At 72.3% G+C, this 24,753-nt stretch carries 24 protein-coding genes and 1 riboswitch; of the genes, 12 read left to right on the forward strand and 12 right to left on the reverse strand.

Annotated features, from left to right (window positions below; all coding sequences use genetic code 11):
- Positions 1-48: 48 nt before the first annotated feature.
- The 4 genes from ACIP84_RS17280 to ACIP84_RS17295 all read left to right on the forward strand — a co-directional run bounded on the left by ACIP84_RS17280 (position 49) and on the right by ACIP84_RS17295 (position 3,568).
- Positions 49-1,200 (forward strand): ArsA-related P-loop ATPase, encoded by a 1,152-nt coding sequence (locus ACIP84_RS17280; protein ID WP_401798457.1) that lies wholly within the window; start codon positions 49-51, stop codon positions 1,198-1,200.
- Between the two features lie 43 nt (positions 1,201-1,243).
- A complete protein-coding gene (locus ACIP84_RS17285; protein ID WP_355956700.1) occupies positions 1,244-1,741 on the forward strand; it encodes a DUF5304 domain-containing protein in 498 nt (165 codons plus the stop codon).
- Positions 1,742-1,807: 66 nt separating this feature from the next.
- Entirely contained in the window at positions 1,808-2,749 is a 942-nt protein-coding gene (locus tag ACIP84_RS17290) for an ROK family glucokinase (protein ID WP_030314421.1), read from the forward strand.
- A gap of 72 nt (positions 2,750-2,821) precedes the next feature.
- Positions 2,822-3,568, forward strand: a complete 747-nt coding sequence (locus ACIP84_RS17295; RefSeq protein WP_355956697.1) for an endonuclease/exonuclease/phosphatase family protein — start codon at positions 2,822-2,824, stop codon at positions 3,566-3,568.
- A 115-nt stretch (positions 3,569-3,683) separates the two neighbouring features.
- Here the strand turns inward: ACIP84_RS17295 and ACIP84_RS17300 are convergent, their stop codons facing one another.
- Entirely contained in the window at positions 3,684-4,370 is a 687-nt protein-coding gene (locus ACIP84_RS17300) for a hypothetical protein (protein ID WP_401798458.1), read from the reverse strand.
- Positions 4,363-5,145 carry an alpha/beta hydrolase gene (locus ACIP84_RS17305; protein WP_401798459.1) on the reverse strand — a complete coding sequence of 261 codons (783 nt, stop codon included), beginning with the start codon at positions 5,143-5,145 and terminating at the stop codon, positions 4,363-4,365. Before ACIP84_RS17305 ends, ACIP84_RS17300 begins: the two co-directional genes overlap by 8 nt.
- A gap of 201 nt (positions 5,146-5,346) precedes the next feature.
- Here ACIP84_RS17305 and ACIP84_RS17310 point away from each other — a divergent pair, with 201 nt between their 5' ends.
- The 4 genes from ACIP84_RS17310 to ACIP84_RS17325 all read left to right on the forward strand — a co-directional run bounded on the left by ACIP84_RS17310 (position 5,347) and on the right by ACIP84_RS17325 (position 9,120).
- On the forward strand, positions 5,347-6,078 hold the full coding sequence (locus ACIP84_RS17310; RefSeq protein ID WP_355956691.1) for a lysophospholipid acyltransferase family protein: 732 nt from the start codon (positions 5,347-5,349) through the stop codon (positions 6,076-6,078).
- Positions 6,079-6,126: 48 nt separating this feature from the next.
- Positions 6,127-7,341, forward strand: a complete 1,215-nt coding sequence (gene macS / locus ACIP84_RS17315) for a MacS family sensor histidine kinase (RefSeq protein WP_355956689.1) — start codon at positions 6,127-6,129, stop codon at positions 7,339-7,341.
- Entirely contained in the window at positions 7,338-8,012 is a 675-nt protein-coding gene (locus ACIP84_RS17320; RefSeq protein WP_401798460.1) for a response regulator, read from the forward strand. Before macS ends, ACIP84_RS17320 begins: the two co-directional genes overlap by 4 nt.
- Before the next feature lie 109 nt (positions 8,013-8,121).
- Positions 8,122-9,120, forward strand: a complete 999-nt coding sequence (locus ACIP84_RS17325; RefSeq protein WP_401798461.1) for a 2-hydroxyacid dehydrogenase — start codon at positions 8,122-8,124, stop codon at positions 9,118-9,120.
- Positions 9,121-9,200: 80 nt separating this feature from the next.
- On the opposite strand, the gene ACIP84_RS17330 is transcribed toward ACIP84_RS17325, so the two are convergent.
- The 3 genes from ACIP84_RS17330 to ACIP84_RS17340 form a co-directional block, all read right to left on the reverse strand.
- Positions 9,201-11,072 (reverse strand): anthranilate synthase family protein, encoded by a 1,872-nt coding sequence (locus ACIP84_RS17330; RefSeq protein WP_401798462.1) that lies wholly within the window; start codon positions 11,070-11,072, stop codon positions 9,201-9,203.
- 104 nt (positions 11,073-11,176) lie between these two features.
- Positions 11,177-11,233, reverse strand: a complete 57-nt coding sequence (locus tag ACIP84_RS17335; RefSeq protein WP_073917353.1) for a trp operon leader peptide — start codon at positions 11,231-11,233, stop codon at positions 11,177-11,179.
- A gap of 91 nt (positions 11,234-11,324) precedes the next feature.
- Positions 11,325-14,108 (reverse strand): N-acetylmuramoyl-L-alanine amidase, encoded by a 2,784-nt coding sequence (locus ACIP84_RS17340; RefSeq protein ID WP_401798463.1) that lies wholly within the window; start codon positions 14,106-14,108, stop codon positions 11,325-11,327.
- Positions 14,109-14,261: 153 nt separating this feature from the next.
- On the opposite strand from ACIP84_RS17340, the gene ACIP84_RS17345 reads away from it, so the two are divergent.
- Positions 14,262-15,614: a class II 3-deoxy-7-phosphoheptulonate synthase gene (locus ACIP84_RS17345; RefSeq protein ID WP_374119742.1), complete on the forward strand. Its 1,353-nt coding sequence runs from the start codon at positions 14,262-14,264 to the stop codon at positions 15,612-15,614.
- Positions 15,615-15,746: 132 nt separating this feature from the next.
- Entirely contained in the window at positions 15,747-15,986 is a 240-nt protein-coding gene (locus ACIP84_RS17350; RefSeq protein ID WP_055598849.1) for a bacterioferritin-associated ferredoxin, read from the forward strand.
- 7 nt (positions 15,987-15,993) lie between these two features.
- Here the strand turns inward: ACIP84_RS17350 and bfr are convergent, their stop codons facing one another.
- A complete protein-coding gene (gene bfr / locus ACIP84_RS17355) occupies positions 15,994-16,470 on the reverse strand; it encodes a bacterioferritin (RefSeq protein ID WP_030314454.1) in 477 nt (158 codons plus the stop codon).
- 177 nt (positions 16,471-16,647) lie between these two features.
- Here bfr and ACIP84_RS17360 point away from each other — a divergent pair, with 177 nt between their 5' ends.
- On the forward strand, positions 16,648-17,280 hold the full coding sequence (locus ACIP84_RS17360; protein WP_355956679.1) for a sulfite oxidase-like oxidoreductase: 633 nt from the start codon (positions 16,648-16,650) through the stop codon (positions 17,278-17,280).
- Between the two features lie 35 nt (positions 17,281-17,315).
- Here the strand turns inward: ACIP84_RS17360 and ACIP84_RS17365 are convergent, their stop codons facing one another.
- The 6 genes from ACIP84_RS17365 to thiO all read right to left on the reverse strand — a co-directional run bounded on the left by ACIP84_RS17365 (position 17,316) and on the right by thiO (position 23,298).
- Complete coding sequence (locus ACIP84_RS17365; protein ID WP_401798464.1) at positions 17,316-17,906, reverse strand: DUF4396 domain-containing protein; 591 nt, start codon at positions 17,904-17,906, stop codon at positions 17,316-17,318.
- An 83-nt stretch (positions 17,907-17,989) separates the two neighbouring features.
- Positions 17,990-18,841, reverse strand: coding sequence for a deoxyribonuclease IV (locus tag ACIP84_RS17370; protein WP_355956675.1), 852 nt, complete (start codon positions 18,839-18,841; stop codon positions 17,990-17,992).
- 6 nt (positions 18,842-18,847) lie between these two features.
- Complete coding sequence (pknB, locus tag ACIP84_RS17375; RefSeq protein WP_401798465.1) at positions 18,848-20,809, reverse strand: Stk1 family PASTA domain-containing Ser/Thr kinase; 1,962 nt, start codon at positions 20,807-20,809, stop codon at positions 18,848-18,850.
- Positions 20,810-21,014: 205 nt separating this feature from the next.
- Positions 21,015-21,809, reverse strand: coding sequence for a thiazole synthase (locus tag ACIP84_RS17380; protein ID WP_355956671.1), 795 nt, complete (start codon positions 21,807-21,809; stop codon positions 21,015-21,017).
- A gap of 5 nt (positions 21,810-21,814) precedes the next feature.
- Complete coding sequence (gene thiS / locus ACIP84_RS17385) at positions 21,815-22,015, reverse strand: sulfur carrier protein ThiS (RefSeq protein WP_318211255.1); 201 nt, start codon at positions 22,013-22,015, stop codon at positions 21,815-21,817.
- On the reverse strand, positions 22,012-23,298 hold the full coding sequence (gene thiO, locus ACIP84_RS17390; RefSeq protein ID WP_401798466.1) for a glycine oxidase ThiO: 1,287 nt from the start codon (positions 23,296-23,298) through the stop codon (positions 22,012-22,014). Before thiO ends, thiS begins: the two co-directional genes overlap by 4 nt.
- Positions 23,296-23,409, reverse strand: a riboswitch (TPP riboswitch). It overlaps the preceding gene by 3 nt.
- 81 nt (positions 23,410-23,490) lie before the next feature.
- Between thiO and ACIP84_RS17395 the strand changes: the two genes are divergently transcribed.
- Positions 23,491-24,726: an NAD(P)/FAD-dependent oxidoreductase gene (locus tag ACIP84_RS17395; RefSeq protein ID WP_401798467.1), complete on the forward strand. Its 1,236-nt coding sequence runs from the start codon at positions 23,491-23,493 to the stop codon at positions 24,724-24,726.
- Positions 24,727-24,753: the final 27 nt, after the last annotated feature.

Genomic DNA, 24,753 nt, shown 5'->3' on the forward strand with positions numbered 1-24,753 from the left:
CACGTCCTCCCGTCCGGGCGCCGGGAGCGCGCGGGTAACGTCCTGCGCATGCGGATCATCCTTGTCACCGGGTCCGGCGGCGCCGGTCGCACCACCGTCGCCGCCGCGACCGCCCTCGCCGAGGCGCGGGCGGGCCGCCGGGTCCTGCTCGTCTCCGAGGACGTCGAGCCCCTGCCGGCCCAGGACCGCCTCCGCGTCCTGCGCCCCCGGCCGGCCGGCGACTTCCGCCGTGAGTTCCTCGCCCTCCAGGCCCGCTCCTCCGCGGCCCTCGACCTGCTGGGCACCACGCCCTTCGAGGACGCCGAGCTCACCGAACTCCCCGGCAGCCGCCAGTTCGCCCTGCTCCGCGCCCTGCGCGACGCCGCCGAGGGCGACCACGAACTCGCCGTCGTCGATCTGCCGCCGCTCGCCGAGGCCCTCGCCCTCCTCGCCCTGCCCGAGCAGCTCCGGCGCTATCTGCGCCGCCTCCTGCCGCCGGAACGGCAGGCCGCCCGCGCCCTGCGCCCGATGCTCGCCCAGCTCGCCGGAGTCCCGATGCCCGCGCAGTGGCTGTACGAGACCACCGGCCGCTGGGAGACCGAGCTGGCCGCCGTCCAGGCCGTCGTCGACGCCCCCACCACCAGCGTCCGCCTCGTCCTCGAACCCGGCCCCGCCGCCGTCCGCGCCCTGCGCACCGCCCGGCTCGGACTCGCCCTCCAGCGCCTCGCCCTCGACTCCGTCGTCGCCAACCGGCTGCTGCCCGCCGACTCCGAGGACCCCTGGCTCGCCGGACTCACCGCCCAGCAGCACCGGCACCTCGCAGAGCTCCGTACCGCCTCCGGCACCGCCGACGTCGTCGGTGTCATCGACGCGTTGCCGCACCTCGGCCGGGACCCCCGCGGACCCGAGGACCTCGTCCTGCTCGCGCCCGCCCGGCGCCCGGCGGCCGTCCCCGAGCCCGTGGCGGCGTGGTCCGTCGAGGACCGCCGGGAGGAGGACGGCGTCCTGGTGTGGCACATCGGCCTCCCCGGGGCCGTCAAGGAGGAGCTGTCCCTCGTCCGCAGGGGTGACGAACTGCTCCTCACCGTCGGCGCCTTCCGCCGCAACGTGCCCCTGCCGGCCGCCCTGCGCCGCTGCACCGTCACCGGCGCGGGACTCGTCGAGGGCGACCTCAGGGTGCGCTTCACGCCCGACCCCGGACTCTGGCCCCGCACCCCCTGAGGGGGCGTGTACCGTCGAAGTACCAGCCAGTGAGGAGTACGCCATGAGCGATTCGGACGCCTGGGCCAAGGCGTGCGCCGAGGACCTGGAGGCGGAGAAGGCCCGTCGCCGGGCCCAGCGCGGCGCGGACACCGGCTCCGCCGCCGACGAGTTCCGCAAGCTCTTCGAGGCCGTCGCCGACAAGGTCTCCGGTGGCCTGGGGAACCCGCTGCTCGCGGGCCAGGCCGCGCAGACCGTGCAGCAGCTCGTCAACCAGGCGAAGGCGGTCGTCGAGCCCGTCATCGAGCGGAACCCGCAGGTCTTCGACCACCTCGCCGCCGCCGGGAACGAACTGCTCGCCGCCTACCGCTCCGCCGTCGAGTCCCACGAGACCCGGTGGACGCGCGACGAGAAGGTGACCCCCGACGACCCGCGCGACCCGCGCCGGGACGCGGACGGGTCGGCCGGCACGGCAGACAAGGGCACCGACGGGGACGCCGGTGCCGACGACCGCAAGGACGACGAGGGGCCCGGAACCGGCCAGCACATCGACCTCGACTGATCGGGACGCCCGTCCCCCTCGGGTACGGTGGGCCTTAGCGGGGCTCGACCGAAAACTGAGGGACACATGGGACTCACCATCGGCGTCGACATCGGCGGCACGAAGATCGCGGCCGGCGTGGTCGACGAGGAGGGCAACATCCTCGACACGCACAAGGTGCCCACCCCGCCGACCCCCGAAGGCATCGTCGACGCGATCTGCGCGGCCGTGTCCGAGGCCGGCAAGGGCCACACGATCGAGGCCGTCGGCATCGGTGCCGCGGGCTACGTCGACGACAAGCGCGCCACCGTCCTCTTCGCGCCGAACATCGACTGGCGGCACGAGCCGCTCAAGGACAAGGTCGAGCAGCGGGTCGGCCTGCCCGTCGTCGTCGAGAACGACGCCAACGCGGCGGCCTGGGGCGAGTACAGGTTCGGTGCGGGCCAGGGCCACGAGGACGTCATCTGCATCACCCTCGGCACCGGCCTCGGCGGCGGCATCATCATCGGAAACAAGCTGCGCCGCGGACGCTTCGGCGTGGCCGCCGAGTTCGGCCACATCCGGGTCGTCCCGGACGGTCTCCTGTGCGGCTGCGGCAGCCAGGGCTGCTGGGAGCAGTACGCCTCCGGCCGCGCGCTCGTCCGCTACGCCAAGCAGCGGGCCAACGCCACCCCCGAGCGGGCCCAGGTCCTCCTCGGGCTCGGCGACGGCACCCCCGAGGGCATCGAGGGCCGGCACGTCAGCCAGGCCGCCCGCGCCGGCGACCCGGTCGCCGTCGACTCCTTCCGCGAGCTGGCCCGCTGGGCCGGTGCCGGCCTCGCGGACCTGGCCTCGCTGTTCGACCCCTCGGCGTTCATCGTCGGCGGCGGTGTCTCGGACGAGGGCGACCTGGTCCTCGACCCGATCAGGAAGTCCTTCCGGCGCTGGCTGATCGGCGGCCAGTGGCGCCCGCACGCGCAGGTCCTCGCGGCCCAGCTCGGCAACAAGGCCGGTCTGGTCGGCGCTGCGGACCTCGCCCGCCAGGGCTGAGCGGTCCCTCGTACGGCAACCGCCCGTCGCGTCCCTGTGGACGCGGCGGGCGGTTGCCGTACGTTACGTGCCATGGCGATCAGTGAGCTGCCCAACTCCCGCACCGAGGAGGACGGTTCGGCCGTCCTCCGGGTCCTCAGCTACAACGTCCGCTCGATGCGCGACGACGAGGACGCCCTCGCCCGGGTCATCCGGGCCTGCGACCCGGACGTCGTCTTCCTCCAGGAGGCCCCGCGCTTCTTCCGCTGGCGCAAACACGCGGCCCGGCTCGCCGCCAAGAGCGAGCTCGTCGTGCTGAGCGGCGGCGCCACCGCGGCCGGGCCGATGCTGCTCTGCTCCCTGCGGGCCACCGTGGAACACACCGAGGACGTCCTGCTGCCCCTCACCCCGGGCCTGCACCGGCGCGGTCTCGCGACCGCCGTCGTCCGCTTCGCCGGGGCCCGGGTCGGCCTCATCAGCTGTCATCTCAGCCTGCGGAAGGACGAGCGGTACGCGCAGGCCGGGATGGTCCTCGACCGGGTCGCCGCCCTGGGGACCCCGCACACCCTGGTCGCCGGAGACCTCAACGAACGTCCCGACGGGCCCGCCTTCCGGCGGCTCGCGAAGGAACTCCGGGACGGCTGGGAGGCCAGCCCCTGGGGGGACGCGTACACCTCGACCCCCGCCGATCCGCACCAGCGGATCGACGCGATCCTCGCCACCCCGGGGATCGAGTTCCTCGGCTGCGGAGTGCCGACGGACCTCGACCCGGCGGATCTGCGGGCCGCCACCGATCACCTTCCGGTGCTGGCGGCGGTGCGGGTGCCCGCCGCGTCCTGACGCCCGCACCGCCGTCGGCCGGGGAGACCGCCCCCGGCCGGCGGAGTCCGGCACGGCCGCCCGAAGCCCGCTCGGCGCCCCTGGCGCCGAGCGGTACGAGGACGGCGTCGGAAGATCAGACGACCGCGCCGCGGCCCGGGTCGTCGAAGCCGTCGTCATCGTCGTCGTGCTTCATACGGCCCACCAGGGTCGCGAAGCCGCCGAGGAAGCCGCCGATGCACAGCGTGGTCAACCACCACGTCATGTCCCAGCTGAGCAGGACGGCGACCAGCATCAGCACCGGGCCGCCGACCACGGCCAGCCAGGCGAACCTGGTCGTCACGTCCGCATCGGGCAGCGGGGGCGGCTCGGGCGGCACGAAGTGGCCCTCGTCGGAGCCGTCGGGCGCGTCGTCAGGTTCGGCGGGGGAGTAGTCGCGGGGGCCGGCGGAGCGGACGCCGGGCGCGAAGACGACGGAGCTGCCGAGTGCGGGCCGCTCGGGACCCGCCTCGGGCTCCTCCTCCGCGCCGGGCTCCTCGTCCGCCTCGGCCTCCGGCGACGTCCCGCCGGTCGTCGGCCTCGGCTTCCAGGGCGTGCCCTTCCCCGCGGCCGGCGCCGGCTTCACCGGCCGGACCTCCCCCGCGTCCTCGTCCTCGCCGTCGTCCTCCGGCTCCGGGAGCGACAGGTTCTCGACGGTCCGGTACGGCTTCGCGCCCGGCGGGTCCGCGGGCTCCTCGCCGTACCCCGCGACGATCGCGGCCCAGGCCGCCTCCTCGTCGATGGGCTGCGGCTCGCGCCCGCCGCCGTCCTGCTCCTCAGCCACCGCTCCTGCTCCCCTGTTCGTCGACCAGACCCGGCGCGAGACGCTCGACGAAGGCCAGGCTCTCGTCGAAGATCCGCTCCGCGTCATGGTCCAACGTCGCCACGTGGTAGCTCTGTTCCAGCAGGATCTCCTTGACGTCCGTCGAGGAGATCCTGGAGAGGATCCGGGCCGAGTCGGCGGGCGGCACGACATGGTCCTGGGGGCTGTGGAGCAGCACCACCGGCTGTGTGACCTGCGGAAGCTCCGCGTCCACGGTCCGGAAGAACCGGCGCAGGGAGTGCGCCGCGTGCAGCGGCACCCGGTCGTAGCCGACCTCGGTGACGCCCTCCTTGGCGATGTCGCTCGCGATGCCCTTGGTCGAGGGGACCAGATGACGGACGACCGGCAGCGCGTACGCCGCCAGACCGTGCACCTTGTTGCCCGGGTTGACCAGGACGATGCCCTTCACGGCGTCCCCGTGCCGCGCGGCGAGCCGCAGGGTCAGCGCCCCGCCCATGGAGAGGCCGAAGACGAAGACGGTCGCGCACCGCTCCAGGAGCTCGCTCAGCGCCCGGTCGACCTCGGCGTACCAGTCGTGCCACGTGGTGAGCTGCATGTCCTGCCAGCGGGTGCCGTGACCGGGCAGCAGCGGCAGTGACACCGTCAGGCCGCGCGCGGCCAGAAACTCGGCCCACGGGCGCAGCGACTGCGGGGAACCGGTGAATCCGTGACAGAGAAGGACGCCGACCTCTCCGCCTTCATGGCGGTACGGCTCGGCTCCGGGAAGGACCGGCACCGGGGTCTCCTGTTCGCTCGACTTCGCGTTCGCCTTCGGGTGCGCCCTGGGTGCGCCGAAGCGACGGAAAGATGGGGAAGGACCTTCACGGTACGCGACCGGACCGACACCGACCAGGGCCGTAGCGGGGGGCGTACGCCGGTACGGGATAAAGTCGTCGCCACGGCACACGGAAGGCATGGCGAGTTGATCTACGGCGCAATGAAGTTCTCCCTCGGAGGGTCCCTGAAGCTTGCCTTCCGGCCCTGGGTGGAGGGTCTGGAGAACATTCCCGCCGAGGGGCCCGCGATCCTGGCGAGCAACCACCTGTCGTTCTCCGACTCCTTCTTCCTGCCCGCCGTGCTCGACCGCAAGGTCACCTTCATCGCCAAGGCGGAGTACTTCACCTCGCCGGGTGTGAAGGGCAAGCTCACGGCCGCCTTCTTCAAGGGCGTCGGCCAGCTTCCGGTGGACCGTTCGGGTGCCCGCGGCGCGGGCGAGGCGGCGATCAGGGCCGGTATCGAGGTCATCGAGAAGGGCGGACTCTTCGGTATCTACCCCGAGGGCACCCGCTCGCCCGACGGCCGCCTCTACCGCGGCAAGCCCGGCGGCCTCGCGCGCGTGGCCCTGGCCACCGGCGCGCCGGTGATCCCGGTCGCCATGATCGACACCGAGAAGATCCAGCCGCCCGGCAAGGTCGTCCCCAAACTGATGCGCCCGGGGATCCGGATCGGCAAGCCGCTGGACTTCACCCGCTACCAGGGCATGGAGGGGGACCGCTTCATCCTCCGCTCGGTGACCGACGAGGTCATGTACGAGATCATGAAGCTGTCCGGCCAGGAGTACGTCGACATCTACGCGACCGCCGCCAAGCGGCAGATCGCGGACGCGGAGAAGGCGGCCAAGGAGGCCGTGAAGGCCGAGATCGCGGCTCGGGAAGAGTCCGGCGCGTAGGCGACCGGCGGTCAGCCGTCCCGTACGGGACGGCCGGGGGTGGGGGAGATGGCCAAGCGCGAGCGTGTCGTGCGCATGTCGGTCGAGCAGCCGTTGTGGCGGGCACTGACCGGCTACCGCGTCCTGACCATGGTCTACGCGGTCCTGCTGTTCGCGTTCGGCCGTGACCGGTACGAGCGCCCCTGGATCGCCGTCGCCTTCCTGGCGGTGATGTGCGTCTGGACCCTCGCGACCCTCCCCAAGGTGGCGAACGCCGCCAGCTGCACCAAGCGCTTCCTCGGCGCCGACCTCACGGTCGCCCTCGTCGGCATCCTCCTCACCCCGCTCGCCGACGCCCACGCCCAGACCGTCGAGGGCCCCACCCTGCCGTCGATATGGACCGCCGGATCCGTCCTCGCGTACGCGATCAAGGGCGGCTGGCGCTGGGCCGGCGTCGCCTCCTCCCTCGTCGCCGTCGCCAACATCGTCGAACGCGGCCACCCCACCCGGGACACCCTCCACAACGTCCTCCTCGTCTGGGTGGCCTCCATCGCCATCGGCTACGTCGTCGAGGTCGCCCGCGCCTCCGAGCGCACCCTCGCCCGCGCCCTGGAGATCGAGGCCGCGACCCGCGAGCGGGAGCGCCTCGCCCGCGACATCCACGACAGCGTCCTCCAGGTCCTCGCGATGGTGCAGCGGCGCGGCACCGCCCTCGGCGGCGAGGCCGCCGACCTCGGACGGATGGCCGGTGAGCAGGAGGTGGCCCTCCGGACCCTCGTGGCAGGCGGCCTCAGCCGGCCCAGCCTGGTCTCCGAGGACGAGTCCGAGGGCGCCGTCGTCCGGGTCGTCGAGGTGGAGGAGGAGCACGACGACGACTCCCCGGTGGACCTGAGGCTGCTGCTCGCCCCGCGCGCCGGGGCGAAGGTCACCCTCTCCGAGCCGGGCGCACCCGTCCTCCTCACGCCGCCCGCCGCCCGTGAGCTGGCCGCCGCCGTCGGCGCCGCCCTGGACAACGTGCGGGTGCACGCCGGGGAGGACGCGAACGCGTGGATCCTGGTCGAGGACTGGCCGGACGAGGTGATCGTCACCGTCCGGGACGACGGCCCCGGCATCCCGGAGGGCCGCCTCGCGGAGGCGTGGGGCGAGGGCCGGATGGGCGTCGCCCTCTCCATCCGGGGGAGACTGCGGGATCTGGGCGGCTCGGCCGAGCTGATCTCGGTCCCCGGGCAGGGCACGGAAGTCGAGTTGAAGGTCCCACGGGGGAAGGCAGGACAAGGAAGATGAGCGAGCAGCAGCAGATCAGAGTGATGGTCGTGGACGACCATCCGATGTGGCGGGACGCGGTCGCCCGCGATCTGGCCGAGGCGGGCCTGGACGTGGTCGCCACGGCGGGCGACGGCGAGCAGGCGGTACGCCGCGCCCTCGCGGTCCTGCCCGACGTCCTCGTCCTGGACCTGAACCTGCCGGTGAAGCCGGGCGTCCAGGTCTGCAAGGAACTCGTCGGCGGCCGGCCGGGGCTGCGGGTCCTGGTCCTCTCGGCGAGCGGCGAGCACGCGGACGTCCTGGAGGCCGTCAAGTCCGGCGCCACCGGCTACCTCCTCAAGTCGGCGAGCACGGAGGAGCTGATCGACGCCGTACGGCGGACGGCGGTCGGCGACCCCGTCTTCACCCCCGGCCTCGCCGGACTGGTCCTCGGCGAGTACCGCAGGCTCGCGACCGAGCCCGCCCCGGCGGCCGGCGCCCACGAGCCGAAGGCCCCGCAGCTGACCGAGCGCGAGACGGAGGTCCTGCGGCTCGTCGCCAAGGGCCTCAGCTACAAGCAGATCGCCGAGCGCCTGGTGATCTCGCACCGCACGGTGCAGAACCACGTCCAGAACACCCTCGGCAAGCTCCAGCTGCACAACCGGGTGGAGCTCGTCCGGTACGCCATCGAGCGCGGCCTCGACGACGCCTGACGCGCCCGGCACACGGTGCGCCCCGTGTGCCGGGCACGGCGCCACGAGGGGCCGTATATTCGCACGTATTGCGGACATACGGCCCATTCGTCACCTTGAGGGGAATCCCGTGGAGATCCTGGCATTCGGCGTGCAGGCGGACGAGAAGCCCCTCATCGAGAAGGCCTTCGAGGGGCACCACGACGTCCGCTGTCTGAGCGTCTTCCTCAGCCAGGACACCGCACCCATCGCCGCCGGCTACGAGATCGTCTCCACCAGCGTCAACGCCAGCCTGGACCACCGCGTCCTGCAGACCCTCGCCGCCGGCGGGACGCAGATGATCGCCCAGCGCTCCACCGGCTTCAACAACATCGACCTGGAGGTCGCCGAGCGTCTCGGCCTCACCGTCGCCCGGGTCTCGTACTACTCGCCGTACTCCGTCGCCGAGTTCGCCTGGACCCTCGCCACGGCCGTCAACCGCCGGATCGTCCGCGCCTCCAACCGGACCCGCGACTTCGACTTCAGGCTCGACGGACTGATGGGCCGTGACCTGCGGGGCCGTACCGTCGGCGTCCTCGGCACCGGCAAGATCGGCGCGGCGTTCACCCGGATCGCGCACGGCTTCGGCATGAACCTCCTCGGCTGGGACGTCGCCGAGAACGCCGCCTGCGTCGACCTCGGCATGAAGTACGTCGACAAGGAGCGGCTCTTCGCCGAGGCCGACCTCATCAGCCTCCACGTGCCGCTGCTCCCGTCCACCCAGCACCTCATCGACGCCGCCGCCCTCCGGTCGATGAAGGACGACGCCATCCTGGTCAACTCCAGCCGCGGCGGCCTCATCGACACCGAGGCGCTCGTCGCCGAGCTCCGGGCCGGCCGCTTCGCCGGCGTGGGCCTCGACGTGTACGAGGCGGAGGCCGGGCTCTTCTTCCTCGACAAGTCCCTGGAGGTCGTCGAGGACGACACCCTGGCCCGCCTGGTGACCTTCCCGAACGTGGTGGTCACCTCGCACCAGGCGTACTACACCGAGGACGCCGTCGGCCAGATCATCGACACCACGGTCCGGAACGTCCTCGACTACACCGCGGGCCGGCGCAGCGAGAACGTCCTCGTCCCGAGGATGTCCTAGACCTGCACTCCTAGGCCTGCCCTCCCGGACCCGCCCCCCCAGACCTGCCCGCCCAGACCCGCACGCCTGGACCCGCCCGCCTAGACCAGCACGCCGGCGAGGAGCGAGGCCGTCAGGGCCGCGCCGTCCGTCGTCAGCACCGACTCGGGGTGGAACTGCACCCCGGCGAAGCCCGGCCCGCGCAGCGCGTGGACCTCGCCGGTCTCCGCGTCCCGGCTCACCTCGATCCGGTGCAGGGCCAGCTCCGTCGCCGTCCGGTCGTCGCAGACGGCGGTGAAGCTGTTGTAGAAGCCCACCCTCCGCTGCTGCCCGAAGAGGTCGATCCGCATCTGGGCCCCCTGGAACGGGATCCGCTTGCGGACGATCTCCAGGCCCAGCTCGGCGGCGATCAGCTCGTGCCCGAGGCAGACACCGAGGACGCCGTGCCGGTGCCCCCGGACCAGCTCGGCCGTCAGCGCGCGCAGGAAGCGCATCTTCGGATCGGCGGCGTCGGAGGGGTTCCCGGGGCCGGGGCCGAGGACCACCGGACCCTCGTGGGCGAGCGCGAGTCCGCGCAGCCCCGGCTCGTCGTAGCGGAGCACGGACACGTCGAGGCCCGAGGAGCGCAGGACGTGCGCGAGCATCGCCGTGAAGGTGTCCTCGGCGTCGATCACCAGGGCGTGGCCCGACAGTTCGGCCGAGCGGACCTGCATCTTCAGCCAGAACGGCGCGAGGTCGGCCCGGCGCGCGTCCAGGGCGGCCCGTACCCGGGGATCGTCGGCGAGCGGCGCGGAGGCCGGCGCCGCACCGGCGGCTGGCCTGCCCTCCCGTACCCCGAGCGCGGTGAGCACCCCGGCCGCCTTGGCGTGGGTCTCGGCGACCTCGCCCGCCGGGTCCGAGTGCCGTACGAGCGTGGCGCCGACCGGTACCCGGAGCCGCCCGTCCGCCGCGATGTCGGCCGTACGGATCAGGATGGGGGAGTCCAGGGTCTGGGCGCCGCTCTCGTCCGTACCGAGGAGGGCGAGGGCCCCCGCATAGTAGCCGCGACCGCCCACCTCGTGACGCTGGATCACCCGGCAGGCGTTCTGCACGGGCGAACCGGTCACGGTCGCCGCGAACATCGTCTCCCGCAGCACCTCCCGCACGTCCAGGCTGGAACGGCCCCGCAACTCGTACTCGGTGTGCGCGAGATGGGCCATCTCCTTCAGCCGCGGACCGACCACCACCCCGCCCATGTCGCCGACCGTGCACATCATCTTGAGCTCCTCGTCGACCACCATCGACAGCTCCTCGGTCTCCTTGCGGTCGGCGAGGAAGGCGAGCAGGCCCTCGGTGGTCGGGGCGGCCCCGGCCGGGTAGCGGTACGTGCCGCTGATCGGGTTCATGACGACCGTGCCCCCCGACATCCGCACGTGCACCTCGGGGCTCGCCCCGACCAGCGTCCGGTCGCCGGTGTGCACGACGTAGGTCCAGTACGCGCCCCGCTCACCGCCGAGCAGCCGCCGGAACAGGGCCAGCGCGTCGGCCCGCCCGAAGCCCGGGATCTCGCCGGTGTACGTCCGGCGGATGACGAAGTTCGCGCCCTCGCCGGAGCCGATCTCCTCGTCGACGACCCGCCGCACGATCCCGGCGTACTCCTCGTCCGAGACGTCGAACCCGCCGTTCTCGACGCGTACGTCATGCGCCGGGAGCTGCTGGAGGGCCTCGGTGAGCGGCAGCTCGTGGGCCTCGTCGGCGACGAGCACGGAGAGCGGGGTGCCGTCGTCGCGGACGTCGAAGCCGCGCTCCCGGATCTGCCGGAAGGGCACCAGGGCGAGTGTCGGCCGCGGGCCCACGGGCAGCTCCGCGAGGTGGTCGGCCTCGTGGACCCGGCCGATCAGGACCTCGACGGTGTCGTGGTCGCGGCCGGGGGTACGGCGGCGCAGCAGGGCGAAGGGCGGGCAGGAGGGGTCGAGGAGCCTGGAGAGGTCCATGAGGTGTGTCGTTCCTTCCGGGTGGAGTACGGAGAGGAACGGCCCCGGGTACGAGAAAGGCCGCCCCTCGGGCGGCCTTCGCGTGTCTGTCGGTGTACGCGCAATCAGTGGGCCGCCGGATGAGCGGTCCACCACCAGTTCTGGATCTGCGAGGCGTACATGCGAGCACTGTAACCCAGCCCGGCACGGGAACGGGGCCCGGTCCGCACCGTGGACGGTGCGGACCGGGCCCCGAGACGGAGCGATTCCCGGTCAGACGATCAGGTTGTAGGTGTTCCAGCCGCTGCCCACGCGGACGCGGGTGGCGTACGGGTTCGGGTAGCCGCCGGTGTTCTTGTAGAACCACATGACGCCGGTCTTGTCGCGGGCGATCAGGTCCGGCTTGCCGTCCCGGTCGAGGTCGCTCGGACCGACCATGATGTCGTACGCGTTCCAGCCGCCGCCGACCGTGGCACGGGTGGCGTACGGGTTCGGCGAGCCGCCGGTGTTCTTGTACAGCCACAGCACGCCGGTCTTGTCGCGCGCGATCAGGTCCGGCTTGCCGTCACCGGTCATGTCACCGGTGCTGATCAGCTCGTTGTAGATGTTCCAGCCGCCGCCGACCCGGACCCGGGTGGCGAAGGGGTTGGGGGAGGCGCCGGTGTTCTTGTACAGCCACAGGACGCCGGTCCTGTCCCGGGCTATCAGGTCCGGCCGCCCGTCGGCGTTCATGTCCCGCGCGCCGAGGAGCTTGTCGTAGACGCCCCATCCGGCCCCGACCCGCAGCCGCCCCGCGAAGGGCGCGGAGGGCTTGCCGGTGCCCTTGTAGTACCAGAGCACCCCGTCCTTGCCGCGCGCGACCATGTCCCCGGTCCCGTCGGCCCGCAGCGCGGTCATCGGCGTGACGGCGTCGTAGTCCTGCCACCCGGGCCCGACGCGGTAGCGCGTCAGGAACGGCGTGCTGCCGGTCCCGGAGCCCTGGTACTGCCAGAGGGCGCCGGAGGCGTCGCGGGCGATGAGGTTGTAGCGGTCGTTCGTCGCGACGGGAGCGGCGCCCGCGGCCTCCGCGATGTCGCTCTGCTTCACCCAGACGATCTTGTGGTGGTAGCGGATCGGCACGAACAGCGTGCTGCCGATGACGTTCTTCTGGGCCGAGCCGAACCAGTCGTCGCCCTTCACCGCCGGGCCGGCCTTCACGTAGGCCTGGCCGGCGGGGAGGGAGAACTTCGACAGGGAGGCGTTCTCGTCACCCGGCGCGGAGAGCCCGGCCGCGGTGTAGGCGGCGGTCTCCGGGAAGGAGCGGCCGTAGACCTTGAGCGAGGCCAGGCCGGACTTCGCCTTCACCGTGGTGGCGTCCACCGGCGCGGTGTACTGGCCGCCGGGGTTGTGGAACCAGGCCTTCTGGCCGGCGAACCAGATCGCCGTCCAGTCGGTCTGGGCCTCCGCCACGACGTACGTGCCGCCGGCGCGGACCTTGTTGCCGTAGTTCGAGCCCTCGTTCGCTCCCGAGGTGAAGTACGGGTCCTTCAGCGTCGTCCCGCTCGCGGACGGCGTCGTGTACAGGTACCCGAAGTTGGCCGGGCGCGCGGGCACGTCCGTGCCGCCGACGGTCAGCTTCGGCTGGTTGGCCGTGGTGAACGGCGGCACCACACGGACCACCTGGCCGGCCCGGAGCAGGCCGCCCGCGCCCTTGTCGCCCTGCGGGGCGCCCAGGAGGGACATGTAGTAGTTCCAGTCCCAGTACGGGCCGGCGTCCCAGTGGAGGTTGGCGAGGCCGGTGTCCGTCTGGAGCGCCACCTCGTCGTGGCCGATGATGTGCTCACGGTCGATCGGCACGCCGTACTGGTTCGCCAGGAACTTCACCAGTTCGGCGGAGGAACGATACTGCTGCTCGGTGTACCAGCTCCCCTCCTTGATGGCGTAGCCCTCGTGCTCCACGCCGATGGCGTGCATGTTGTGGGTCCAGTTGCCCGCGTGCCACGCCAGATTCCTGTTCTCGAGCATCTGGGTGACCTGGCCGTCCTGGGCCCTGATCAGGTAGTGCGCGCTGCCCCCGCCGTTCGGATCGGTCAGGACCTTGAGCGAGCCCTCGTAGGAGCCCTCGGTGTCGTGGATCACGATCTGGCGGATGTCGACGCCCTGGTTGGGGCGGTCGGCCGCGGTGTAGTTCTTCTTCCCCGCGGCGTTCGGGACGGTCAGCTTCACGTCGCAGTTCAGACCGGCGGGGCACTCGGGGACCGCGGCGGCCGCCCTCGTGCTCGCGAAGGTCGCCGCGAGCGGCACGTTCGACGGCTTGACCGGCTCGACCGACGGGTCGGCCGGCAGGGCGACCTGCTCACCGTCGAGGGTGACCGCCCGCTCGCCTTCCTGGATCGACTCGAAGACGCGCTTCGCGAAGAGGTCGGCGCCCTTCTTCTCGGGGGACTGGCTGTAGCGGGCCACGGCCGGGTACCAGTCGCCCGCGTCGTCGGACAGCTCGGCGCCGGCCTGCTTCTGGTAGTCGGCGAGCAGTGCGGCACCGGCCCGGATGGAGGCGGCGGTGTCGTTCTGGACGGCCTCGCTGGAGCTGTCGATCAGCTCGGCGGCCTTGTCCAGGGTGTGGAGCCGGGGGTCGTCGGTGTCGACGAGCGCCTTCTCCAGGATCTGCCGGACCTTCGCGCGGTCGAAGGTCTTCTCGATCTCCGGCCGGCCGGAGCCGTTGAAGTGATCGATCTGCTCGTCGGTGACCTTCTGCGGCACGTCCTCCGGGTCGACCTTCGTCAGACCCATGACGTTGTACGCGCCGGTCGTGCTCGGCTCGCCGTCGTGCGACTCCCAGCGGGTCTGCTGGTACGACACCGCCATCAGCACACTCTGCGGCACGTCGAACTCGCGCGCCGCGTTTGCGAACTGCGACTGGAGGGTAGCGTCACGAGCAGTCTTGTCGTCGCCCGCCGCGCCGAGGAGGCCGGGAGAGGCGATCGCGATGCTGCCGATCGTGGCGGTGGCCACGACGGCCGCCGCCGCGCCGTACAAGAGTCGTTTCTTCTTACGGTCCCTGCGGTGCCTCTGGGTCACGCCCACCCCTGTGATTCGGCTGTTCAAAGTGAAACGGGCCAGAGGGTAACACCACTCGACGGCATGAAGATCGGCAGGGGACATTCCGGGCGCGCGTCTCAGTCACTGGGCAGGGGGACAGGACCGGACGAAGAACCCCGTAATGTGGTGCGTGTGACCGTGAACGCTGATTCCCACGCCGTCGCCAAGGCGACCTGGCGAGACCTGCCCGCGGCGCAGCAGCCCGAGTACCCCGATGCCGAGGCTCTGCGCGATGTGATCGCGGACCTCGAGTCGTATCCTCCGCTCGTCTTCGCCGGCGAGTGCGACCAGCTGCGCGCCCGGATGGGAGCCGTCGCCCGTGGCGAGGCGTTCCTGCTCCAGGGCGGCGACTGCGCCGAGGCCTTCGACGCCGTGTCCGCCGACCACATCAGGGCCAAGCTCAAGACGCTGCTCCAGATGAGCGCCGTCCTCACCTACGCGGCCTCCGTGCCCGTCGTGAAGGTCGGCCGTATCGCCGGCCAGTACTCGAAGCCCCGCTCCAAGGGCACCGAGACCCGTGACGGCGTGACCCTGCCGACGTACCGCGGCGACTCGGTCAACGGCTTCGGCTTCGACGAGAAGTCCCGCGTCCCGGACCCCGAGCGCCTGAAGCGGATGTACAACGCCTCCGCCTCCACGCTCAACCTGGTGCGCGCCTTCACCACGGGTGGCTACGCCGACCTGCGCCAGGTCCACGCCTGGAACCAGGACTTCGTGAAGTCGTCCCCCTCGGGCCAGCGCTACGAGCAGCTGGCGCGGGAGATCGACAACGCGCTGAACTTCATGAAGGCCTGCGGCACCGACCCGGCCGAGTTCAAGGCCGTCGAGTTCTACGCCTCCCACGAGGCGCTGCTGCTCGACTACGAGGGTGCCCTGACCCGTACGGACTCGCGCACCGGCAAGCTGTACGACACCTCCGGCCACATGGTCTGGATCGGTGAGCGCACCCGCCAGCTCGACCACGCCCACATCGAGTTCGCCTCGCAGATCGCGAACCCGATCGGCATCAAGCTGGGCCCGACCACCTCGGTGGACGACGCGCTGACGTACATCGACCGTCTCGACCCGAACCGCGAGGCGGGCCGGCTGACCTTCATCGTCCGCATGGGCGCCGACAAGGTCCGCGACAAGCTCCCCGAGCTGGTCGAGAAGGTCACCGCGTCCGGTGCGGTCGTCGCCTGGGTCACCGACCCGATGCACGGCAACACCTTCGAGGCGGCCTCCGGCCACAAGACGCGCCGCTTCGACGACGTGCTCGACGAGGTCAAGGGCTTCTTCGAGGTCCACAAGGCGCTGGGCACCCACCCGGGCGGCATCCACGTCGAGCTCACCGGTGACGACGTCACCGAGTGCGTGGGCGGCGGCGACGAGATCTTCGTCGACGACCTGCACCAGCGCTACGAGACGGCCTGCGACCCGCGTCTCAACCGCAGCCAGTCCCTCGACCTGGCCTTCCTGGTCGCGGAGATGTACCGCGATCAGTAGGGAGATACCTACGACGATGGGGCGCGGATCCATGTGATCCGCGCCCCATCGTCGTAGCCGGGGCTTTTACGGTTCCTCGGCGCCGGGTAAGGTTAGGTTAGCCTAATCGATCACGGCGGGAGGTGAACCGCGATGTACGTCTGCTCATGCTTCGGAGTGACGGAGAAGCAGGTCAAAGCGCATGCCGACGCGGGCGCCTGCACGCCCCGCCAGATCGCCTCGGCCTGCAAGGCCGGTACGGACTGCGGTTCCTGCGTCCGTCGCATCCAGGCCATCCTCGGCCGCGGCAACTGCCCGCGGCGCGACCTCCTGGACCAGGGCATGCCCGCGCTGGCGGCGGAGACCGTCACCGAACTCGGGGAAGCCGCTTAGGGGGACCTCAGCTCGGCTGCTCGATGAGCGTCGAGATGTAGAGGGCCTCACCCAGGGACTCGATCAGCTCCAGCTGCGTGTCCAGGTAGTCGATGTGGTGCTCCTCGTCGGCCAGGATCTCCTCGAAGAGGTTGGCGGACGTGATGTCGCCCTTGGCCCGCATGACCTCGATCCCGCGCTTCAGGCGGTCGATGGCCTCGACCTCGACCTGGCGGTCCGCCTGGAACATCTCGGTGAGGGTCTGACCGACACGTACGTGGAAGAGTCGCTGGTAATTGGGCAGGCCGTCGAGCATCAGGATGCGCTCGGTCAGCTTGTCCGCGTGCTTCATCTCATCGATGGACTCTTCGCGCGTGTACTTGGCGAGCTTCGTCCACCCCTTGTTGTCCTGGATGCGGTAATGCAGCCAGTACTGGTTGATGGCCGTCAGCTCGCCGGTCAGCTGCTCGTTGAGAAACTCGAGGACCTCGGGGTCGCCCTGCATCGCAGAGGCTCCTTCCACGTTGCGTGTCTACGCCGTCACTGGGCAGGATGGCCGCATCCTCGCACCCCGAATGGGGGGCGTCCAGTAAGTGCAGGCTTAGTGGGAGTTGCCCGAATCGGGCCAGGCCGGAGGTCTCCTGGTCATGACCACCCCTCGCCGTCTGTCACCATGGATGGCATGGGTCGGACGGAGAGCGGAGTGCACCGGGAAGCAGGGCAGCCGGACCTTCCGCCGGGTCAGCGGCTCCAGCGCGGCTGGCCGGTCACCCATTACGGGCCCGTCCCCAAGTTCAAGCCGGACCGCTGGGAGTTCCGCGTCTTCGGCGCGACGGCCGACGGCGACAAGCGGTGCTGGAACCACGAGCAGTTCTCGGCCCTTCCCTTCTCCTCGGTCGTGGCCGATCTGCACTGCGTCACGAAATTCAGCATGCTCGGGGCCGAATGGGGCGGCGTCCCGGCCCGTACGGTCCTGGAGCTCGCCCCGCCCGCACCGCAGGTCACCCATGTGATGGTCTGGGCCGAGTACGGCTACAGCGCCAACATGCGGCTCGCCGACTTCGCCGACGAGCGCTCGATCTTCGCCACCCACATGGACGGCGAGCTGCTCACCGCCGAGCACGGTTTCCCGCTGCGCCTGGTCGTCCCGCACCTGTACGCCTGGAAGGGCCCCAAGTGGGTCCGCGGCGTGGAGTACATGGCCGCCGACCGGCGTGGCTTCTGGGAGGAGCGCGGGTACCACAACATCGGCGACCCCTGGACGGAGCAGCGGTACTCGTACCAGGAGGAACCGGGGGACGGCCCGGAGCTGTAGCGCTCCCGGACCGTCCTTCGGTGTGGTGCCGCGGATCAGTGGTGGTACCGGTGGACCACCGCGTGCCCCTTGCCGCGGCCGATCATCCACTTGTTGACCGGAACGGTGATCACGAAGGCGGCGGCGAGCGCGATGGCCAGCACGATCCAGAAGACCGGGTCCGACAGGTGGGCGTCCATGGCGCCGGGCCAGAGGGCGATCACGCCGTTGTCGATGATCTCCATGACCGCGATGGACAGGGTGTCGGCGGCGAGCGCGACCTTGAAGGCTGTCTTGAAGTCGACACCGGCGGCCAGGATTCCGCGCAGGGTCAGCGCGTAGCCGAAGAAGAAGGCCAGGATGATCGCGAGGATCATCGTCTCCATGTTGCCCCAGCCGAGCGCGGTGCCGATGATCATGCCGAGGACCTCGCCGATGGCGCAGCCGGTGAGGCAGTGCAGCGTCGCCTTGGCCGCCATGGACCAGGAGGCCTTGCCGTGGTGCCCGCCGTGGCCCTCGTGGCGCCCGCCGTGCTGCTCCTGGTGGCCTTCGTGGCCCTCGTGGCCCTTGTGCCCTTCGTGGCTGTCGGGGCCGGCGTGGGTGCTGTCGGTGCCGTGCTCGTGATGGGCGTGCGCGTCGTGCTGCATGGGTGCCCCCAGGGTCGGGTAGCGGTTCCTGCCGTCACTGGAACCGTATACCCCCCTGGGGTATTCCTCAACGGGGAGTCGTGTCAGTCCCTCAGCTTCTTGAGCAGCTCCACGTCCGCGAGGTGCCCCGCCGTGCCGCCGGGCGTCTCGATGATCAGGGGCACGCCCTCGGTCGCCGGGTGACGGAGGAGGTTGCGGAACGCGTCCTCGCCGATGTGGCCCACGCCGATGTTCGCGTGCCGGTCCTTGCGGGCGCCGACGACGTCCTGGGAGTCATTGGCGTGGATCAGCTTCAGCCGTCCCTCGCCCACGGTCGCCACCAGCTGGTCGAGCGTCTGCGCGGCGCCCTGCGGACCGGTCAGGTCGTGGCCCGCGGCGAAGATGTGGCAGGTGTCCAGGCAGATCCCCAGCTTCGGGTGCCGGTCGAGCACGTCGAAGTACGGCCCGAAGTCCTCCGCGCGCGAGCAGAGGGAGAACCCCTGCCCGGCCGTCGACTCCAGGAGCAGATCCGGGTCGTCCTCGTGCGTCAGCTCGTCGAGCAGCGGCAGCAGCAGCTCCCGGACCTGCGCGAGCGCCTCCGCGCGCGGGCGGCCGCCGGTCGCAGAGCCGGTGTGCACCACCACGCCCTTCGCGCCGATCTCCCGGCCCCGCCGCAGCGAGTGCCGCATCGACTCCACCGACTTCTCCGCGGTGGCCTCGGTGTGGGAACCGAAGTTGATCAGGTACGGGGCGTGGACCCAGGCCGAGATCGACTCGGCGGCGCACTCGGCGCGGAACCGTTCGTCCTCGGCGGGGTTCCCGGGCGGGGTGGCCCAGCCGCGCGGGTTGGCGACGAAGACCTGTACGGTCTCGGCGCCGAGCTCACGGGCGTAGCCCAGGCCGGTCTTGGCCAGGCCACCGGCCACGGGGACATGGCCGCCGACGGGGTTGCGCATCAGTTTCTACAGTCCCTTGATCGTGATCGTGACGGTGGAGCCCTCGGGCGCGGTCGAGCCGCCCTCCACGGACTGGCCCGTGACCTCGCTGCCCAGGTAGGGGAAGGACTTCTTGACCTCCACCTCGAAGCCCTCGTCCTCCAGGGCCGTACGCGCGTCGTCGACCGACTCGCCGACGACGTCCGGGACCTCGACGAGCCGGGGGCCCTTGGAGACGGTGAGGGTGACGGTGTCGCCCTCGGCGGCCCGGCTGCCCTCGGCGAGCGACTGGGCGGCGACGGATCCGGCGGCCTCGGGGGAGTTGATCCGCTCCGGGGCGACGAGCACCTTGAGCCCCTCGTCCTGGAGCAGGGCCGTGGCGTCGTCGACGGTCTCACCGGTGACGTCGGGCACGTCGACGGGGGAGCCCTTGCTGACCACCAGGGCGACGGCCGAGTCGGGGGTCCGCTCGGTACCGGGCTCGGGGTCGGAGCCGATCACGGCCCCCCGGGCGACGGTGTCGCTGAACTTCTGGGTGATCACCCCGGCGGCCAGGCCCTCCTCCTCGAGGACGCGCCTGGCCTCGGCGAGCGGCTTGTTCTTGAGGTTGGGCACCTTCACGATCTCGGGACCGCGGGAGAGGGTCAGCGTGACCGTGCCGTTGCCCCGGAGGCGCTCGCCGGGAGCCGGATCGACGGCCATGACGGTGCCGCGCTCGTACACGTCGCTGAACGCGCGCTTCGTCGTAGCGACGTCGAGGCCGGCGTCGGTGATCCGCTTGGTCGCCTCGGTCTCCGTCTGGCCGAGCACGGCGGGGACCCGGGTGAACTGGCCGGAATTGATGTACCAGACGCCGGTGCCCAGGCCGAGGGCGAGCAGCACGCCCAGGACGAGGAGCAGCGGGCCGCGCGGGGGCCGGCGACGGAAGCCGGGCGCGGGCGGCGGCTCGGGGGCCGGCAGCCGGTTGGTGTGCAGGACCTGGTGCGCGTCGGTCCCGTTCCCGGTCCCGTTCCCGTTCCCGGTTCCGGTTCCGGTTCCGGTCCCGGCCTCGACCGGTACGGCCCGGGGGATCACGCTGGTCCGGTCGTCCGTGGTGTCCCGTGCCCCGGACCTGGCCTGCGGGGGCAGGGCGTCCAGCTGGTCCTCGCCGAGCGCGGCGCGGGCCTCCCGCAGCCGGGCCAGCAGGGCGACGGCGTCGTACGGGCGGACCTCGGGGTTGCGGGCGGTGGCCGCGGCGACCAGCTCGTCCAGCTCCACGGCAAGCCCGGGAACGGCCGCCGAGGGGGCGGGCACGTCCGTGCTGAGGTGCTGGTAGAGCACCTGGGCGGGGGTGTCGCCGGAGTGCGGCTTGCCGCCGGTCAGCATCTCGTAGAGGACGACACCGCAGGCGTACACGTCGGCGCGGGTGTCGGCGGTGCCGAGCTCGATCTGCTCCGGCGCCAGGTACGAGACGGTCCCGAGGACCGAACCGGTGGTGGCGGTCGCCGAGCCCACGGCCCGCACGAGACCGAAGTCGGCGACCTTGACCCGGCCGTCGTCCCCTATCAGGACGTTCTCCGGCTTCATGTCCCGGTGCACGAACCCGGCCCGGTGCGCGGCGCCGAGCGCGGCGAGCACCGGCTCCAGGATGTCCAGGGCGGCCCGGGGCGCGAGGGCGCCGCGCTCGCGCAGGACGTCGCGGAGGGTGCAGCCGGCGACGTACTCCATCGCCAGGTAGACGTACGCGCCCTCGGCGCCCTGGTCGAAGACCCCGACGACGTTGGGGTGCGAGAGGCGGGCGACGGACTTGGCCTCGCGGATGAAGCGCTCGACGAACGCGGCGTCGGTGGCGAGGGCGGGGTGCATCACCTTGAGCGCGAGGACCCGGTCGAGGCGGGTGTCCACGGCCCGGTAGACGGTGGCCATCCCGCCGACGGCGATGCGCGCGTCGACGCGGTAGCGGCCGTCGAGCAGCCGCCCGACGAGGGGGTCCTGAAGGGTCGTGTCCACGGCGTCGAGTCTACGAGGGGGCGGGTGGGGGGTCGGCCGTGCGCCCCCGACTGCGACCCACCTGTGACGAGCCCCGCACGACCCGGGGCCGCGCCGGGCCCGCCGCGCCCTGACCCGCAGGTGGGCGCCGGACTGCGGGACGCTGCCCACACGCGCGGGGGCCGCTGCCCGTGTGGAGGTGGAGGCGCGGGCACGGCCCCGGGGGTCAGAAGGCGGGGCGCTCCGGATCCAGGGCGGGGCGGCCTTCCCTCGGGGACGACGCCTCCGCGAAGTGCCGCCGGGGGATCCGCCCCGCCCGGTGGGCGAGCCGCCCCGCCTCCACCGCGTGCCGCATCGCCGAAGCCATCAGGACCGGCTCCTGCGCGCGGGTCACCGCCGACGCCAGCATCACCGCCGCACACCCCAGCTCCATCGCGAGCGCCGCGTCCGACGCCGTGCCTGCCCCCGCGTCGAGGATCACCGGCACCCCCGCCCGTTCCGCGATCAGCTGGAAGTTGTGCGGGTTGCGGATGCCGAGGCCCGAGCCGATCGGGGAGCCGAGCGGCATGATCGCCGCGCAGCCCACGTCCTCCAGCTTCCGCGCGAGGACCGGGTCGTCGTTGGTGTAGGGGAGGACGGTGAAGCCGTCGTCGACCAGCGTCTCGGCCGCCACGAGGAGCTCCTCCCCGTCGGGCAGCAGCGTCCGCTCGTCGGCGACGACCTCCAGCTTGATCCAGTCGGTGCCGAGCGCCTCGCGGGCCAGGCGGGCGGTGAGGACCGCCTCGCCGGCCGTGAAGCAGCCCGCCGTGTTGGGCAGGACCCGGATGCCGAGCCGTTCCAGGACGGAGAGGACCGAGCCCTGCACGGTCGGGTCCAGGCGCCGCATCGCGACCGTCGTCAGCTCCGTGCCGCTGGCGACCAGCGAGCGCTCCAGGACGTCGAGGCTGGGCGCCCCGCCGGTGCCCATGATGAGCCGCGAGGAGAACTCCGTACCGCCGAGGGTGAACACGTCGTCGGACATCGCGCTCAGCCTCCCTGGACCGCGGTCAGGACTTCCACCCGGTCGCCTTCGCCGAGGAGTGTCGTCTCCCATTCGCCGCGCGGGACGACCGTCTCGTTGAGGGCGGCGGCGACCCCGGAGCGGGCCTGGGTCAGGGTCGCCACGAGGGCGTCGAGGGAGACGGGGCCGGAGAGCACACGGGCCTCTCCGTTCACGGACACGTTCATGCGGGCTGCTCCTGACGTACGGGCGCGGGCGCGGGGGAGAAACGGCGGGGGGTGAAGGGGCGGGCCTCGTCGGGGAGGACCCCCGTGGTGAGCACCGCGGCCATGACGTCGCCGGTGATCGGGGTGAGTAGGACCCCGTTGCGGTAGTGGCCGGTGGCCAGGTGCAGGCCGGGCAGGGCGGTGGGGCCGAGCAGCGGCGCGTTGTCGGGCGACGCGGGGCGCAGACCCGCCCGGGTCTCGGTCAGCGGGAGCTCGGTGAGCCCGGGCACGAGCTCGTGGGCGTCGCGCAGCAGCTCGTACACCCCGCCCGCCGTCACCGTGGTGTCCCAGCCGAGCTCCTCGCTGGTGGCGCCGACGACCAGTTCGCCGTTCTCGCGGGGCACCAGGTAGACGTGGCTGCCGCGGACGACGGCCCGGACCGTCCGGGAGAGGAACGGGGCGTACGGGGCCGGTACGCGCAGCCGCAGCACCTGGCCCTTCACCGGGCGCACCGGCGGAACCACCTCGTCCGGCACGCCCGCGAGACGGCCGCTCAGGCTGCCTGCGGCGAGGACGACCTGGTCGGCCGTCAGTTCCCCGCCCCCGGCGAGCACGACACCGCGCGCCCGGTCCCGTACCACCGTCAGGCTCCGCGCGAGGTCGCGGTGGAAGACCACCCCGGCCCGCTCGCAGGCGACGAGGAGCGCGGCGGCGAGCCGGCGCGGATCGACCTGGTGGTCGCCGTCCACTCGGAGCCCGCCGCGCACTCCCGGGGCCAGCATCGGTTCGAGGCGGCGGCACTCGCGGCCGCTGAGCCACTCCGATGTGAGCCCGCAGCGGGTCTGCAGGGCGTGCAGTTCGCGCAGGTGGGCCCGGTCGTCGGCGTCGAGGGCGACGGCGAGGGTGCCGCAGGCGCGGTGACCGACGTCGTGGCCGGTGGCCTCCTGCAGCTCGGCCACGAACGCGGGATAGCGCGCGGCGGAGGCGAGGTTGAGCCCGAGGAGGGTCTCCTCGCCGTAGTGGAGTTCGGTGACGGCGGCGAGCATCCCGGCCGCGACGCGGGCGGCGCCGCCGCCCGGTGCCGGATCGATCACGGCGGTGCGCAGACCGCGTCGCGCGGCCCGCCAGGCCGTGACCAGGCCGATGATGCCGCCCCCGACGACGAGGACGTCGGCGCCGCGGGCACCGGCGCCGCGGACGGCGGACGGACCCGCTTCGGGCGGACCCGCTTCCGGCGCGGCGGCGTCCGGCACGTCCGCTCCGGACGCGGGGTCCTCGGACACATGGACTTCGGAAGAACGCATGGGCGTCCAGCCCCTCCCTTCGCCGGCATGACCCGGATCAGGTTCGTACGGTCGGAGGCCGTCCCAGCCTCCCTCTCAGCCCGGTGCGTCCGGGCTCCCGCGAGTGCTTTACGCCCGACACACTAGCTTCCGCCTCCGGGGGCCGCAGACCCCTCCCTTCCTGACGATCCGTCAGATGCGTAAGGTGGTCGGGTGAGCGAGCAGAAGCAGGCACAGCAGCACGTCGTGATCGTCGGCGCCGGGATGGCGGGCGTCCAGACCGCCGTCGCCCTGCGCGAACGGGGTTTCACCGGCCCCGTGACCCTCATCGGGGCCGAGCCCCACCAGCCCTACGACCGGCCCCCGCTCTCCAAGGCCGTCCTTCTCGGCAAGGCCGAGGGCTCCGCCTTCGACATCGACTTCGAGGAGCTCGGCGTCGAACTCCGCCTCGGCCTCGACGTCACCGGGCTGCGCGCCGACGACCACGAGATCGACACCGAGGCCGGGCCCGTCGCGTACGACGTCCTGGTCGTCGCCACCGGCGCCCAGCCGATCACCCTGCCCGGCACCGAGGGCGTCCCCGGGGTCCATCTGCTGCGGACCCTCGACGACGCCGTCCGCCTCGGCCCCGTCCTGGAGCGCCGGCACAGCGTCGTGGTCGTCGGAGCCGGCTGGATCGGCGCCGAGTTCGCCACCGCCGCCCGCGAGGCCGGCTGCGCCGTCACCGTCGTCGAGGCGGCCGACCGCCCCCTCGCCGGAGCCCTGCCCGCCGAGGTCACCGCCCCCATGGCCGAGTGGTACGGCGAGAACGGCGCCGAGCTCCTCACCCACGCGCGCGTCCGCACCGTCGAGCCCGGTGCGCCGGGCAGGGTCGTCCTCGCCGACGGCCGCGAGCTGCCCGCCGACGCCGTCGTCGTCGGCATCGGCGCCGTCCCCGCCACCGGATGGCTCACCGGCTCCGGGATCACCCTCGACCCGAGCGGCGCCGTCACCGCCGACGAGCGGCTGCGCACCAGCCTGCCCGATGTGTACGCCGTCGGGGACTGCGCCTCCTTCCCCTCCGTCCGCTACGGGCGGCGCCTCCTCGTCCACCACTGGGACAACGCGCTCCAGGGCCCCCGCACGGTCGCCGCGACGATCACCGGGGCCGGTGCGGAGGCGGACTCCGGGCCGTACGACCCCGTCCCGTACTTCTGGTCCGAGCAGTTCGGCCGCTTCGTCCAGTACGCCGGGCACCACGCGGACGCGGACCGGCTGATCCGGCGCGGCGACCCGGCGGAGAAGAGCTGGTCCGTGCTGTGGCTGCGGGCCGGGGTCCCGGTGGCCCTGCTCGCGGTCGGCCGCCCCCGCGACCTGGCCCAGGGCCGCAAGCTCATCGAGACGGCCACCGCGGTCGACCCCGCCCGCGCGGCGGACCCCTCCGTCCCCCTCAAGGCGGCAGTGGTCTAGGGCCCGACTACCGGCTGTCAGTCCGGG

Source organism: Streptomyces sp. NPDC088707, from assembly GCF_044752725.1.
Taxonomy (GTDB): Bacteria; Actinomycetota; Actinomycetes; order Streptomycetales; family Streptomycetaceae; genus Streptomyces.